The organism is Enterococcus sp. 2201sp1_2201st1_C11_2201SCRN_220225 (genome assembly GCF_040925905.1).
Classification (GTDB): Bacteria; Bacillota; Bacilli; order Lactobacillales; family Enterococcaceae; genus Enterococcus_C; species Enterococcus_C asini_A.
In genome coordinates this window covers 9,940-24,117 of record NZ_JBCOJC010000022.1, presented here as the reverse complement: position 1 = coordinate 24,117, position 14,178 = coordinate 9,940, and the positions used below count along the sequence as shown (strand labels likewise).

At 40.7% G+C, this 14,178-nt stretch carries 18 protein-coding genes and 1 tRNA gene; 14 read left to right on the top strand and 5 right to left on the bottom strand.

Annotation, left to right across the window (positions count from 1 at the left end; translation table 11 throughout):
- From AB5754_RS07505 to AB5754_RS07470, 8 genes are read left to right on the top strand one after another with little or no spacing between them, the layout of a single operon-like run.
- Positions 1–1,215 (top strand): hypothetical protein, encoded by a 1,215-nt coding sequence (locus AB5754_RS07505; RefSeq protein ID WP_368251404.1) that lies wholly within the window; start codon positions 1–3, stop codon positions 1,213–1,215.
- A 17-nt stretch (positions 1,216–1,232) separates the two neighbouring features.
- Positions 1,233–1,541, top strand: coding sequence for a hypothetical protein (locus tag AB5754_RS07500; protein ID WP_368251405.1), 309 nt, complete (start codon positions 1,233–1,235; stop codon positions 1,539–1,541).
- 25 nt (positions 1,542–1,566) lie between these two features.
- Positions 1,567–1,671 (top strand): CD1375 family protein, encoded by a 105-nt coding sequence (locus tag AB5754_RS07495; protein ID WP_368251423.1) that lies wholly within the window; start codon positions 1,567–1,569, stop codon positions 1,669–1,671.
- Between the two features lie 37 nt (positions 1,672–1,708).
- Complete coding sequence (locus AB5754_RS07490) at positions 1,709–1,837, top strand: CD1375 family protein (RefSeq protein ID WP_368251406.1); 129 nt, start codon at positions 1,709–1,711, stop codon at positions 1,835–1,837.
- A 45-nt stretch (positions 1,838–1,882) separates the two neighbouring features.
- Positions 1,883–2,269, top strand: coding sequence for a hypothetical protein (locus AB5754_RS07485; RefSeq protein ID WP_368251407.1), 387 nt, complete (start codon positions 1,883–1,885; stop codon positions 2,267–2,269).
- The gene (locus tag AB5754_RS07480) at positions 2,262–2,576 is read left to right on the top strand and encodes a hypothetical protein (protein WP_368251408.1); all 315 of its coding nucleotides are present in this window, start codon (positions 2,262–2,264) and stop codon (positions 2,574–2,576) included. Before AB5754_RS07485 ends, AB5754_RS07480 begins: the two co-directional genes overlap by 8 nt.
- 1 nt (position 2,577) lies before the next feature.
- Positions 2,578–2,922 (top strand): phage holin, encoded by a 345-nt coding sequence (locus tag AB5754_RS07475; RefSeq protein WP_368251409.1) that lies wholly within the window; start codon positions 2,578–2,580, stop codon positions 2,920–2,922.
- A complete protein-coding gene (locus AB5754_RS07470) occupies positions 2,922–3,623 on the top strand; it encodes an NlpC/P60 family protein (protein ID WP_368251410.1) in 702 nt (233 codons plus the stop codon). The genes AB5754_RS07475 and AB5754_RS07470 overlap by 1 nt, the downstream gene beginning before the upstream one ends.
- 79 nt (positions 3,624–3,702) lie before the next feature.
- Here AB5754_RS07470 and AB5754_RS07465 read toward each other — a convergent pair whose 3' ends face one another.
- The 3 genes from AB5754_RS07465 to AB5754_RS07455 form a co-directional block, all read right to left on the bottom strand.
- The gene (locus tag AB5754_RS07465) at positions 3,703–4,653 is read right to left on the bottom strand and encodes a hypothetical protein (RefSeq protein ID WP_368251411.1); all 951 of its coding nucleotides are present in this window, start codon (positions 4,651–4,653) and stop codon (positions 3,703–3,705) included.
- Positions 4,654–4,805: 152 nt separating this feature from the next.
- Positions 4,806–4,893 (bottom strand) — tRNA-Ser (locus AB5754_RS07460).
- Positions 4,894–4,980: 87 nt separating this feature from the next.
- Positions 4,981–5,544 (bottom strand): TetR/AcrR family transcriptional regulator, encoded by a 564-nt coding sequence (locus tag AB5754_RS07455; RefSeq protein WP_368251412.1) that lies wholly within the window; start codon positions 5,542–5,544, stop codon positions 4,981–4,983.
- Between the two features lie 312 nt (positions 5,545–5,856).
- Between AB5754_RS07455 and AB5754_RS07450 the strand changes: the two genes are divergently transcribed.
- From AB5754_RS07450 to AB5754_RS07440, 3 genes are all read left to right on the top strand, one after another.
- Positions 5,857–6,615: a threonine/serine exporter family protein gene (locus AB5754_RS07450; protein WP_311832934.1), complete on the top strand. Its 759-nt coding sequence runs from the start codon at positions 5,857–5,859 to the stop codon at positions 6,613–6,615.
- The gene (locus AB5754_RS07445) at positions 6,615–7,079 is read left to right on the top strand and encodes a threonine/serine exporter family protein (RefSeq protein ID WP_368251413.1); all 465 of its coding nucleotides are present in this window, start codon (positions 6,615–6,617) and stop codon (positions 7,077–7,079) included. The genes AB5754_RS07450 and AB5754_RS07445 overlap by 1 nt, the downstream gene beginning before the upstream one ends.
- A gap of 192 nt (positions 7,080–7,271) precedes the next feature.
- Positions 7,272–7,868 (top strand): VTT domain-containing protein, encoded by a 597-nt coding sequence (locus AB5754_RS07440; RefSeq protein WP_311832936.1) that lies wholly within the window; start codon positions 7,272–7,274, stop codon positions 7,866–7,868.
- 94 nt (positions 7,869–7,962) lie between these two features.
- On the opposite strand, the gene AB5754_RS07435 is transcribed toward AB5754_RS07440, so the two are convergent.
- Positions 7,963–8,787 (bottom strand): Cof-type HAD-IIB family hydrolase, encoded by an 825-nt coding sequence (locus AB5754_RS07435; protein ID WP_368251414.1) that lies wholly within the window; start codon positions 8,785–8,787, stop codon positions 7,963–7,965.
- 362 nt (positions 8,788–9,149) lie between these two features.
- On the opposite strand from AB5754_RS07435, the gene AB5754_RS07430 reads away from it, so the two are divergent.
- Positions 9,150–10,574, top strand: a complete 1,425-nt coding sequence (locus AB5754_RS07430) for an NCS2 family permease (protein WP_368251415.1) — start codon at positions 9,150–9,152, stop codon at positions 10,572–10,574.
- A 127-nt stretch (positions 10,575–10,701) separates the two neighbouring features.
- Positions 10,702–11,898 (top strand): multidrug efflux MFS transporter, encoded by a 1,197-nt coding sequence (locus AB5754_RS07425; RefSeq protein ID WP_368251416.1) that lies wholly within the window; start codon positions 10,702–10,704, stop codon positions 11,896–11,898.
- Between the two features lie 63 nt (positions 11,899–11,961).
- Here AB5754_RS07425 and AB5754_RS07420 read toward each other — a convergent pair whose 3' ends face one another.
- A complete protein-coding gene (locus tag AB5754_RS07420) occupies positions 11,962–12,141 on the bottom strand; it encodes a YjzD family protein (RefSeq protein ID WP_311832940.1) in 180 nt (59 codons plus the stop codon).
- A gap of 101 nt (positions 12,142–12,242) precedes the next feature.
- Here AB5754_RS07420 and dnaE point away from each other — a divergent pair.
- The coding region (dnaE, locus tag AB5754_RS07415; RefSeq protein WP_368259532.1) for a DNA polymerase III subunit alpha at positions 12,243–14,178 on the top strand (1,936 nt) is incomplete at its 3' end.

Below are 14,178 nucleotides of genomic sequence, written 5' to 3'. Positions count from 1 at the left end.
TTGGAATTTAAACAAGCAGTTGTCACACAAAACGGCCGTGCGTTAATGGCCAAATTATTAGCTGGAAAATCCACCCAGTTTACCAAGATTAAAGTTAGTTCAACCATCTATCCAGATGCCCAGTTGGCTAACCTGACAGCTCTAACTAATATTGAGCAGGAAACTACCGCTCAGGCATACGGGAACAACACCGCTACTGTGTCCGTAGTCGGGGCTATCGAAAATACAGGCTTAACTTCTGGTTATTATATAAACACTGTCGGACTGTACGCTCAAGATCCGGACAAAGGAGAAATCCTTTACTCAGTCTCTAGTGCCTCAGTTAATGGATACATGCCTCCAGATACTGGGGTTAGCAAGTCGGGATTTGAGTTTAAAATCTATACTGAAGTAGGAAATGCTACGAAAGTTGACTTAACTGTGGATCCCGCGGCTTTTGCGACTCGTGAAGATCTAGAACGAATGAAAGCCGATTATTACAATCGCTTTGAAATTGCGGACTTATTGGCTCAAATTATTTCAGGTGAAGAGGTCGAGATCACTAATACCGCCACATTTGCTAATAAAGTTCTAGGTAGTGTGATTGAAAACCCGCATTCTGCTAGATATTCAACGAGTTCAACTTTAGCTAATCCGAATCAAGGCTATGGCGGAGTTCAAAACTCATACAATGAAATATCATTCTTAGATGGCACGTCATGGAGATTAACGACGAAAACAGCTGAAGCTCCAGTTCAAATGATTTTTAATTGGAATTTAATTGAGCAAATTAGTCGTGACTACCCAGGACTTTTTGATCTTTTAGGCGCGGTTGACCTATCTAAAAAAGTTGAAGTTGCAAAGCGAATTGTTAGCGTGTTGGAGCCAACCACTTGGGGATTCGGGAGCAATCAATCCGGAAATTCATTAACCTCAGAAGTTTGGAATAAAACCGGATGGTCAACCGGTTCCGCTAAAAATACAACTAATCAAATAAAGGAATTAAAACACACTTGGACGGGGTCTACAGCTACTCAATTTATTCAAGATGATGGTTTTGTGTACATGACCGTGTTTTCAGAACCATCTGATGGTGTTTCGAGTTCGATATCAAGCGTTGATTACACGAGTTTAACCTATAAATTAAAAATAAAATTATCTGATTTTTATGTACCGCGTAACGAGTACAACCAAGAAATCGGTGAAATCAAAGACTGGATTCAAGCACACTCATAAAAATGGAGGGAACTCAAATGGAAGAAAAAATTGTCTACAGCATTGACCCTGCAACACTGGGTCAAAAGAAAACCGTAGCAGCAAGCTACAAAATTAATACCCTTTACGAAACGGAAGTCGAACCACCAGCTAACTATCTTATTTTAGCTTGGGACAACAAAACTCGTAGTTGGTATGATGCCGGTTCTGGTGTCAACGAAGGCTTAGAAAACCAAGACCAACAACTGACCGATGCCATGATGGCCATCGCTGAATTGTACGAACAAAAGCTGTTGTTGGAAGAACGTGTTGCTGCTCTAGAAGTGGCTGCTGGATTATCAAAATAGAAAGGAATGGTGGAAGTTGGTTAAAGTGTATGTGAACTTAATCAAAAAAGGGGCGAAGTCTATTGAGGACGTGCCGGAGGAAATTAGAAAAGATGTCGAAGCAATCTTGGCTGCAGAATCTGCGGCTTAGGATTGCTTTTTATTTGATTCGAAAGGAGGTGAGAACTATGGCAGTCGTATATGCAACCTTAATCATCAAAGGTAAGAAAACCATTGGTGACGTACCAGCAGTGATTCGTGATCAAGTCAAAGAAATCTTGATTGACATGGAATTACCAGAATTAGCTGGGGAATAGCGGGAGGGGCTTTTGCCTCTCTCTTTTTTTGAAAGTTGGTGAGATATGAAAGATTTAATTCAACGGATCCGTACCGATTGGCAGTTCTTAATCGTTGCGGTGACCACGGCGGCAGTTGGTCTCAATTTCTTGGCGCACCCAGGATTACTGGATGATCATAGCGCCTATGCGTTTATTGTCAGCGTACTAGATGATGCGGTTTTTTCTGTTCCAATTAGTGTTGGAGGCATCATTGGTATTATGACTTTCATCATTGGATGGGTGCCAGCGCGTATTCCGCTTTTAGTTTTTTATCAGTTTGTTTGGATCATTCTTTTTCTGGCCTTTATCTGGCGAACATTTAACGGCTATCCAAATTCCAGTTGGATCATGGCTTTGGCGATTAATGTCATGATTTTTCTTGTAGCACTTTGGGGTGATGTGGATGGCTGATATGCAGTGGGCAGTAACCATTGGTGGTGCAGCAATTGGGGCAGTTGTGACTCTGTTTGCAACCAAGTCAAATAACAGCACAACTTTGGCCAAAACAAACAATGATAACGCTGTTCAATTGTTCCAACAATACAAAGAGATGAATGAACAACTGCAAGGAAAAGTGGATCGCTTAGAGGAAAAGCTTGAGAAGTTACAGGAGAAATATGAAAAGGAAATTGCATTCTATCAATCCGAAGTGGAACGGCTTGAGGATGAGAATGAGAAATTGACTTGGGAACTAGAACGAGTGAAAGGCGGGAATTAGCATGGAAGAAATTACAGGCGCAGTCCTGAATGGCGTGTTCATGATTTTAGTAGCATTGATTGGTTACGCCTCTCAGAAGTTAGCTGCCTATTTTAAAAAAGAGGGCATCTTGACAGAGCTAGAAAGCAAAAAGGCCTATGCGGATATCGTAGTTCGGGCTACGCAACAGATTTACCAGGAGGCGGACGGCCCAGTAAAATTGCAACGGGCAAAAACACAGCTGATTGATTACCTGCAGTCTAAAAAGATTCCATTTACTGAAGCCGAATTGGAAACGCTGATTGAATCCACGGTGAAATCTATGAAAGATGGCGTTGTGGAAGGCTTGAAAGAAGGTGAAGTCTGATGGCTGGAAGTGTTCAAAAATTTATTAATCGGATGGACTACTGGTGTACAGCGGTTAGTCTAGGCTACGACCAAAGCAACCGTCAAGATTTTCGGGATGGTGGTGAGACTGACTGTTCTGCGCTGGTAATCTACGCCTTGAAGGAAGCCGGATTTGATACTGGTAGTGCCTCTTACACTGGCAATATGCGATCGAACCTCACAGCGAGAGGCTGGAAGGTAGTATCCGTTAATGGCAATCCTCAATCTGGAGATATCTTGCTAAATGATGTCAACCATGTGGCAGTCTACATTGGAGGTGGTAAACTCGCTCAAGCCTCAATTGACGAAAACGGACGAATCACAGGCGGACGTGGTGGGGATCAGACGGGGCGCGAGACTAATATCTCACCTTACTACAACTATCCATGGACGTGTTATTTACGTTGGGGAGGAAGCTCTGATACCGGTAGTACATCACCATCAACAAGTACAGGAGGGAAATTAAATATGCGTACTTTTAAACTAAACACAGCCGTTAAATTGCGGAAATCAGCAAGCACCGGAGCTGGGGTCATTGCTACTTTGCCGGCTGGAAGCACAATTAAGTTTGATGATGTGACCATCGGTGGTGGCTACATTTGGGCTGTCCAACCACGGGCGAATGGTACCAAAGGCTATGTGGCAATGGGACCAATTACTGCTTACGGATCCATCTCATAAAAAATAGCCCCCGGATATTTCCGAGGGCAGTACATAGAAATCCCTCCTACTCTTAATTGAGTGGGAGGGGCTATTTTTGTTATTCTTGTAATTGCCACCAAGAACTTGCAAAACTTTCAACATTCTTATTTTGAGTGGTCAATGCTTTTTCCGAATTGATGAAAGCAGGATCCCAATCGGATTTAACCGCAAAGCCCAGTTCACCGTCAGTCATTTTAGTTTTTACACTAATTCCAACATTTGAGAATTGCGATAAGTCAACTTTGTTCAATAGGCGAACAGCTTGGGCCACTTGATTAATCACACTTTTCATTGATGTACTTCCTTCTAAGGTGATTTGAGTTGTATAGTTACCTGGCTCAACGTAAACGCCATTTACTTCTAGTACCTTTAGTTTTTGTCCAAGATAATCTTGGATAGCTTCATTGGAGTTCATTTCAGTGAATTCAGGTTCAGAGGATGATCCAACGGTTTCAGCAGCTTCTGATTCTGGTGAGGAGACTGGGGTAGATGATTCAGAGCTACTTGTTGATTCAATAGAAGAAGATGATTCAGCCAATTCCTCACTTGTGGAAGAACTATTCTCTTCTTTTGGTTTTCCACTAAAATCATGATCAGTATAACCAACGATAATGGTAGCTCCTTTATCGGCATAGAACCCATATTTATCACCGACTTCATCTGTATCATAATATTTCACGTTAGGCTGTTCAGAATCCAGTTGATCACAATCTCCAACTTTTATATCTCTTTTGTTAAGAGTAGCTTTTTCATCAAAATTTGTCACAACAAAGTCTGGTTTTAAACCAGCTTGTTTGAACAATTTTTCTACTTCTTCTTTTGACTTGAAATAGGGATCAGGAACTTCAACTTTTCCCTTCAACACTTTATCCGCATTTTCCGTTGCTTCTATCCGTGCTTTTTCTTCACTAGCTTTGCTAAATTGTGCCTTAATCTCAAATACTCCAATCGCAATCAACAAAATACCAACAACCCATACCCATTTTCTTTGCAATAACGGCTTTTTCATACATACACCCCAATTCACTTTTATATAAAAAGTGTATCACATCATTGTTATTTATAGGTAGTGAAATAAAAAGTTCAGCCCCATTCTCAGCCCCAAAGCCAAAAAAAACACTTCTGACGTTTCGGTCAAAAGTGCTGAAAACCTTGATAGAAAGGAGAGTACAGGATTTGAACCTGCGCGCCGGTATTAGCCGGTTCGACGGATTTCGAGTCCGTTGCATTACCACTCTGCCAACTCTCCAAAGTACATGTTCTATTTTGCCTGAAAAACGGAATTTGTCAAGAAAAAAAGTGTGCTTCCAAAGTCGGGCACACTTTCACAGGTGGATTAAATTCGTTCGACTTCTTTTGCCTTTAAAGTACTGTCAATGGCCTGTTCAATCAGTTTAATTACTTCTTCTTCAGTAGGATTAATGATACCAGAAGACATTAAGGAAGCAATCCCAGAAACCGTAATCCAAGTAGTTTCGTGTAAAAGAGCAATCTGTTCTTCCGTCAAATCAGCATAGATGGTGTTTTTTTTAACGAGATCTTTAAAGTAATCGTAGGAAAATTGATGCATCAACTGTCCGCCACCATACTCATCCACATAAAGGGAAACGTATAAATTGTGGTTTTCCCGAGCAAAATTGATATAATTGATGCCGAGGTCGATAATTTCGTTGCCGGTGTGAGGTTTAGGGAAGACATTTTCCTGTAAGTCTCGCATGATTGTTTCGACTAATGTGTTTTTTAAATCTTGCATATTTTTAAATTCCAAATAAATTGGTTGAGTGGAGATGCCCATCTTTTTGGCGATATTTCGTGCGGTAAATTTACTAAAGCCTTCTGTGGAAATCACATCGTAAGCGGCTTTTAATATTTGATCTTTCGTATAAACTTTGCGACGCATAAAAATTGCTCCTTTCTTTTATTATAACATTTACAACCCTTGGTGATATTGTATAGTAAAGTGTCCTATTTGGGCAAATGATATACATTGTCTTGTTATCTTATAAAAAATAAGCAAGTTGTTTTAAAAATAACTTTGTGTATTTAATTGCGACGCTTTATTGGTTTTATAGTGAGTGATAAGTGATTTTTCTTCAAAATGAAAAAAATCATCCGTTATCGTTAGTATGGATTAAGTATTTTAATTGAAAGAAAATTTAAGATATGAAATAACAGGAGATAAGAATAATTTAAGCTGATGAGGTGGCGTACTTTGGAGGAACATAAAAAATTAATTTTAAAGACTTGCGTATTAGCCGGCAAAATAATGATGGAAAATGGTTCTGAGGTTTATCGAGTGGAAGATACGATGAATCGAATCGCCACAAATGCTGGAGCAGTTGACTGTGTGAGCTATGTTACTGCCACCGGTTTGTTTATCGGATTTAAAGAAGACTCTTATTGTCAATTAGAAGAAGTTCATGAGCGAGCGATTAATTTAGAAAAAGTGGTGGCGGTCAATCGCTTATCTAGACAGTTTGCGGAAGGAGAATTGTCTTTAGCAGAACTTTACGATCAATTATTGATAGCTAAAAGTCAAACTCCTAGCTTTCGTTTAAGCACTCAGACGTTTTCAGCCGGGATTGTCAGCTGTACGTTAATGTACATTTTTGGAGGTAGCTGGACGGATTTTACTGCAACTTTTGTAATAGGAGCGTTAGGCTTTTTAACCGCTTATTTAGTGAAGAAATGGTTGCAAATCAGTTTTTTGGATATGTTTGCTGCGGCAGTTTTAATCGGAGTGTTGTCAGTTTTCTGTAGTAAACTGGGTCTGGCTAAAAATGTGGACAATTTGATTATTGGAGCAGTAATGCCGTTAGTTCCTGGGGTTGCCATTACCAATTCGTTTCGGGACATTATGGCAGGAGACTTGATTAGCGGAACTGCTAGAGGAATTGAAGCAATTTTTACTGCCGCTGCCATTGGTATGGGGATTGCTTTTGTCTTATCCCTTAGTGGAGGTGCTTTTTAATGATGATTTTGATTCAAGTACTTTTTAGCTTTATCAGCACGGTGGCTTTTGGTGTGTTGACGAACATCCCCAAACGAGCTTTGATCAGTACGGGGATTACCGGGTCTTTGGGTTGGATGCTTTATTGGGGCTTGCGGAAAGCGGGCTGGGGTCTAGGTTTTTCTAATTTTTTAGCAGCGTTTTTCATTGGTTGTTTGAGCATTTATTTTTCCCGGCATAAAAAGATGCCCATGATTATCTTCAATATCCCCAGTCTTGTGCCGTTAGTTCCTGGAGGTCCTGCTTATAAGGCGGTGCGGGAGTTAGTCTTAGGGGATAACGCCATGGCGGTGCAAAATACGGTAATTGTTTTAATTACGGCTGGTGCCATTGCTGGGGGATTTTTAGTCACTGGTGTTGTGGAAAATTTATTACAACGGTTAAAGGCTAGGCGCTTGCAGAAAAACACTGCAGAAAAAGGCTGAAGTTAAGTTCAGCCTTAGGACCGATAGGAAATCAAGTGAAAAGCTACTATACTATAGATGAAGTAAGACAAAGATGAAGTGCTTAAGAAAGTTTGAATCTTACAAGATTGTTTGGTTAAATTCACTTTAAAAAATCGCCAAGCAAGTATTTTTCTTCTATAATGAGGAAGAAGTAGTAAAGGAGATGATTCCATGAGCGTAGCTGCATCCAGAAAGCTAATCAATGCGATATCTGTTATCGGAATTGGCGTTTCCTTAGCCTTGACGATTTATTTTTTCAACTTAGGAGTTTTTAAAGATATCAATGCCCTGCGAGGTTTAGTAGGAACCAATACGATTTTGGGACCGATTATCTTTATGCTACTGCAAATTTTACAAGTGGTGATTCCCATTATTCCCGGTGGTGTTTCCAATGCCGCAGGGGTCTTGATCTTTGGTCCGATAATGGGCTTTGTCTATAATTATGTTGGGATTTGTATTGGTTCTTTAATTATTTTCCTCTTAGGACGACGTTACGGGAAAAAATTCATCTTAAGTATGATTGGTGAAAAGACGTATAATCGTTATATCGGTTGGTTGGACAATCAACAACGTTTCGACAAATTGTTTGCGCTGGCCATCTTTTTACCAGTAGCGCCGGATGATGCGCTGTGTCTCATGGCGGGGTTAACCAATATTTCCATTAAAAAATTCACGATGATTATTTTATTAGCAAAACCATTGTCAACGTTCCTTTACAGTATGGCTTTAATTTATGGGGGAACTTTCTTAAGTGGCTTTTTAGGCTAATCCAAAAAGCAGTGGCTCCTATTTAGGGAACCACTGCTTTTTCATATGGAAAACAAAAACCAGAAAGTATGGATTGCTTTCTGGTTTTTAGTATCTACGCACTTTTTACTGTACTTTTTTTCAATAAGTTGCGTTCCAAGTAATCGGCCAAACCATCTTCGGTATTTGGTTTTTCTGTCTGGTCATTGGCGGCAGCTTTCGCCCCGGCAGAGCCATTGGCCATGGCTACACCCCAACCAGCGTATTCTAGCATTTCCACATCATTGTGTTCATCACCAAAAGCGATGATGTTTTGGCGGTCGATGTGTAATGCATCGGCGATAACTTTCACGCCTCGGGCTTTTTCAATGCCTTTTGCCACGATTTCCAATACGGCTTTTGGACCACCCCAAGTGCGCACGTCCACGTAGTCTGCGTATTGCTCGTTTAGACGTTTGGCAACGGTGTCCGCCATGGCGTTGGTCGTTTGAACCAACATAGAAGTTGGATTGCTCTTTAAGTTGGATAAAAGATTGGCTTCAGTAGGTTTTTCAGTAGAGAAAAGGTAAGAGTCTTCGAAATCAATGCGATCCACGAAAAAGCTATCCCGGTTTTCAGCAGCTACGTAGTCTAGTTGTAATTCCTCTTTTTGAGCAAGAATATCAAAGACGATGTCGCGGCTGAATAAAGTTTCTGTTTCATAAGACCAAATTTGATGAGGAAGGTGAACAAGGGCACCATTAAAGTTCACCATTGGACTGGTTAAGCCAAGTTCTTGATAAAACTGTTCGCTCATGCGAAATGGTCGTCCTGTAGCGATACTAACGATATGGCCGGCTTTCACCGTCTCTTGTAAGACTGCTTTGGTTTTTGGTGTAATCAACGATTGGGCATTTAATGTCGTCCCATCCAAGTCGATGGCAATTAATTTTTGTGTCATGGGAGTTGTCCCCGCTTTCGTTTCTATTTGCCGTTTCAGTGTAACATAATTTTTTGTTTTCACAAAGTTTTCAAAATGAATCCCATTGGACTTAGAAAAAAGTTTAAGCTTGTCCTTTGTTAAGCAGTAAAACTCATTTAAAGAAACGGTTGCAATCCAAAATAAAGACGAATGTTTTTTAGGATGTATAAAAGAAAATTCAATAAAAACGACCAAAAACCGAACGATAAATGCAATGTAACGAAAAATATTACCAGAAAAATTGATTTTTCATTGAATCATTCCTATAATTGGTTTCGTTGGGGTGATTCCCGCAGCAATTATTTTAAGTAATCATAATGATTAAGGAGAGAAAATAGAAAATGGAAAAGTTTTTCAAATTAGAGGAAAACAAAACAACAGTCTCCACTGAAATGATGGCAGGGGTGACGACTTTCTTTGCCATGAGTTATATCTTATTCGTCAATCCATCGATTTTGTCATTGTCCGGCATGCCTTTTCAGGCGGTATTTTTGGCAACCATTATCGCTTCTGTGATTGGGACATTAGTCATGGGGTTATTTGCAAACGTACCTTACGCCCAAGCACCGGGGATGGGCCTGAATGCCTTCTTTACTTATACAGTGGTTTTTGGGTTAGGTTATTCTTGGCAACAAGCATTGGCCATGGTCTTTATCTGTGGTTTGATCAATATCTTTATTACCGTTACTCGTATTCGTAAAATGATCATCCATGCCATTCCAGAAAGTTTGCAACATGCAATCGGTGGTGGGATTGGGATTTTCGTAGCTTATGTGGGGATTAAAAATGCCAATTTGCTAAACTTTACGGTAGAAAAAGCCAATATTTTATCTGGTGATGCAGAAACTAGTATACTAGCCAATGGTGGCATCGTACCAGCGTTAGCTAACTTTAACAACCCAGGGGTTATTTTAGCAGTGATTGGCTTAGTCTTAACTACATTATTAGTAGTAAAAAATGTCAAAGGTGGCATTTTAATTGGGATTGTGGCTACGACGATTATTGGGATTTTTATGGGCGTGGTAGATCTTTCGGCTATTGATTGGAAAGCAAACTCTCTGGGCGCTTCTATTAATGAATTAGGGACTACTTTTGGAGCGGCTTTTGGTAAAGAGGGGATGCAATCCTTGTTTGCCGATAGTTCAAAGATTCCTCAAGTCTTAATGACAATTATTGCCTTTAGTTTATCAGATACATTTGATACCATTGGTACTTTTATTGGAACAGGTCGCAGAACGGGAATCTTCTCCAAGGCCGACGAAGATGCGTTGGATGATAGCCGTGGTTTCAACACGAAAATGGATCGGGCACTCTTCGCTGATGCGATTGCTACTTCTGTAGGAGCAATCGTGGGGACTTCAAACACAACAACTTATGTGGAATCTGCAGCGGGAATCGGTGCTGGGGGTCGAACTGGCTTGACCTCAGTAGTGGTAGCAGCACTCTTTGCATTGTCTAGCTTGTTCTCACCACTAATTTCAGTAGTACCAACCCAAGCAACTGCACCAGCTCTAATTCTAGTCGGTGTGATGATGTTGGCTTCTTTTGCAGATATTAATTGGACAGATTTAGAAGAAGCAGTACCGGCGTTCTTTGCTTCTATTTTTATGGGACTTTGCTATAGCATTTCCTACGGGATTGCAGCCGGCTTTATCTTCTATACCTTGACTAAAGCAGTGAAAGGCAAAGCTAAAGAAGTTTCGCCAATTATCTGGGTAGTGGATTTACTTTTCATTGCCAACTTTGTGATTTTAGCGATTCTATAAAATAATGAACAAGACAGTTGTCCGCTTTCACTAGCAGACAACTGTTTTTTTGTCGTTTTGCCCAAGGTCTAGAGTTTCCTCTTGTGAAAAAATAAGGTATAGTTAAATAGGAAAGAAGGGTTGATAAATGAAGATTGATTGGCGACGTAACCTATTGATTTCCTGGGTGGGTTGTTTTTTCACCGGGGCTAGCTTTAGTTTGGTTATGCCATTTATTCCATTGTATATTGAACAACTGGGAACGCCGAAAGATCAAATCGAGCTGTTTTCAGGCCTGGCAATCTCCGTTACAGCTCTAGCCTCAGGCATTGTCGCACCGATTTGGGGGAATTTAGCAGATCGCAAAGGGCGCCGTTTGATGATGATTCGAGCAGCGGTGGGGATGACCTTCACCATGGGCTCACTGGCCTTTGTGCCTAATGTGTACTGGCTGTTGTTTATGCGGTTTATGACGGGGATTTTATCAGGATACATCCCCAATGCCACAGCGTTAATCGCTTCTCAAGCACCTCGTGAAAAAAGCGGTTGGGCACTGGGAACTTTAGCAACTGGGGCAATTGCCGGTAATTTAATTGGACCTTCTATGGGCGGTGCGTTAGCTCAGTGGTTTGGTATGGAAAATGTTTTTATCATTACCGGAACTGTGTTGTTGATTACCACGATTTTGACTATTACTTTGGTTAAAGAGGATTTTACACCAATCGCCAAAACGGAAATGGCTTCCATGAAAGAAATCTTTAGTCAAATGGAGAATTTCCAAGTGTTAATCGGTTTGTTTGTGACTTCTTTGATTTTGCAAATCGGCATTACCAGTATCAGTCCAATTTTAACCTTGTATATTCGGGATTTAAGTGGCAATAGTGGCAATGTTTTGTTTGTCAGTGGTTTGATTGTTTCCATTTCCGGGGTGTCAGCAATTTTATCTTCTCCAAGTTTAGGGAAGATTGGCGATCGAATTGGCAATCACAAAGTTCTGCTCTTTGGTTTGGTGCTCTCTTTATTGTGTTTCATTCCCATGGGGTTTGTAAAAACGCCTTTTCAATTAGGTGTGTTGCGGTTTTTACTAGGATTTTCTACGGGAGCTTTGACGCCCTCTATTAATACTTTGATCAATAAGATTACTCCAGCAGCGGGAGTTAGTCGGGTCTATAGTTACAATCAGATGTTCCAAAATTTTGGTCAGGTCCTAGGGCCTATGGTAGGTTCTACGGTAGCCCACAGTATGGGGTATCCAGCGGTATTTTGGGTGACTAGCGGCTTTGTTTTAATCAACATCTGTTTATCATTGTTTAATTTCCGTAAAAACATGCACAATCCAATTTAATTTGAAATCACAAAAAAACCAGTTACAATAAGTTCGTAACTGGTTTTTTCTGTGAGCATTTGTTTATTGCACCGATTCTTTTGGGGGTGCGATTGTGCCCAAGATAATGACAATCACACCGACAATCAATGAAAAAATGGTTGTCAGTTGAAAATCATAAGGAGCACCGATTAGGGCATTACCTAAATAGCCAACGACTTGGCCTAGAATAAAAGCCCAAAACAAGGTAATGATGTATTTCATATAAGGCACCTCTTTTCTAGGAGAATCTTTCGACATCAGTTTACCACAAACTCTACAGAAGTAAAGAAAACAATGACTGTAAATTTTCTGGAGGTATTTTCATGAGCTTTCCTCAACTTTATACAACGACTGCTTTTTCCTTGTTGCAAAGTACTGTGGCGATTGATCGCTATGTGGCAAAAGGGAAAGAATTGGGCTATCAAACACTGGGTATTTGTGATCGGAATGTACTAACAGGTGCCGTAGCTTTTTATCAAGCCTGCCTTGTGGCTGATATTCAGCCGATTATTGGCCTGCATTTGGATTACTATTCTCCAGTGCAAGAAGAGGAAAATGAACTTTTGCTCTTTGCTAAAAATCAAGCAGGTTATGAACAGTTAATCTTACTTTCCAGTCAAAAAGAACTGACGGGGCAAGTGCGTTTAGAGGATTTTGCTCCTTATGATCAGATCATCGGCATCTTTCCCAAGCGCAATGAATTAAGCTATTTAGCCCAAGCTCACCCGGAACGTCTGGAAGCACGCTATCAGGAATTATCTGCTTTATTCCCCAATCTTTATCTAGGACAGAGCTTAGTTGAAGAAAATCCTCTGAAAAACTGGGCAAAAGAACACGATCTGCCAAGTTTTGCTTTAATGGAAGTGGCAGGGTTAGAAGCTAGCGAATTAGAAGCCGTGGCAGTTATGGAACATATTAAAACTGGCAGTCAAATTGCGGACTTACAAGAGTTGGAATTAATTCAAGGGAATTATTTGCGCAGTGAGGCTAGTGTGAAGCAAAGTTTTTTAGAAAGCTATCCTGAAGCTTTAAATCACGCCCAAAATTTTGTAGCCGAGTGTCATTGGGAGTTGCCATTACATCAAAAACTCTATCCTAGCTATCCGCTAGCTTCAGGCAGTGCGGGAGATTATTTGCGTAAGCTTTGTGAAGAGGCTTTGCCAAGGCGAGTTGCCCAAGTGAGTGATGTCTATCAAAAACGACTAGACTATGAGCTTTCAGTAATTCATCAAATGGGCTTTGATGATTATTTTCTGATTGTTTGGGATGTGATGGACTTTGCTCATCAAAACCAAATTGTCACAGGGGCAGGCCGGGGATCTGCGGCAGGGTCCTTAGTAGCTTACGTTTTAGCGATTACCGATGTGGATCCTATCGAATACGAGCTCCTATTTGAACGTTTCTTAAATCCGGAACGCTATACTATGCCAGATATTGATTTGGATATTCCAGACAATCGGCGAGAAGAAGTCTTGCATTATGTTCAGCAAAAATACGGCAAGTTGCGCATGGCGCAAATTGCCACATTTGGCACTATGGCGGCTAAAATGGTCTTGAGAGATGTGGCCCGCGTTTTCGGCTTGTCCCAATCAGAGGCCAATCGCTGGTCAAAAGCCATCCCTAATAAATTGAAGATTACGTTAAAAGAAGCCTATGAAACTGCGCCAATCTTGCGGGATTTAGTGCAACAAAGCCCTAAAAATAAGCGGCTGTTTCAAATTGCCCTACTTTTAGAAGGTCTGCCTCGCCACGTCTCCACCCATGCGGCTGGGGTCGTGATCAGTGATCGGGATTTGACAGAGTTGATACCTTTACAAGCTGGGGCGGAGGATATTAATCTAACTCAGTTCACCATGAACGATGTGGAAACCATTGGCTTATTGAAAATGGATTTTTTAGGGCTGCGAAATTTGTCAATTATTGACAATACTTTACAAGGAATCAAAAAAGTGACGGGCAAAACTTTTTCTCAAAAAGAGATTCCGCTAAACGATCCTAAGACGATTGATTTGTTTCAAAAAGGAGATACTTCTGGGGTTTTCCAATTTGAATCAGCGGGGATTCGCAATGTTTTGCGGCGGTTAGGTCCAGAAAATATAGAAGAAATTGCCGCAGTCAATGCCTTGTATCGCCCGGGACCGATGCAAAATATCGAACATTATATTCAGCGAAAAAAAGGTAAGGAAGCAGTCAGTTACCCTGATGACAGCTTGAAAGATATCTTGCAAAATACTTACGGCATCATGGTCTATCAAGAAC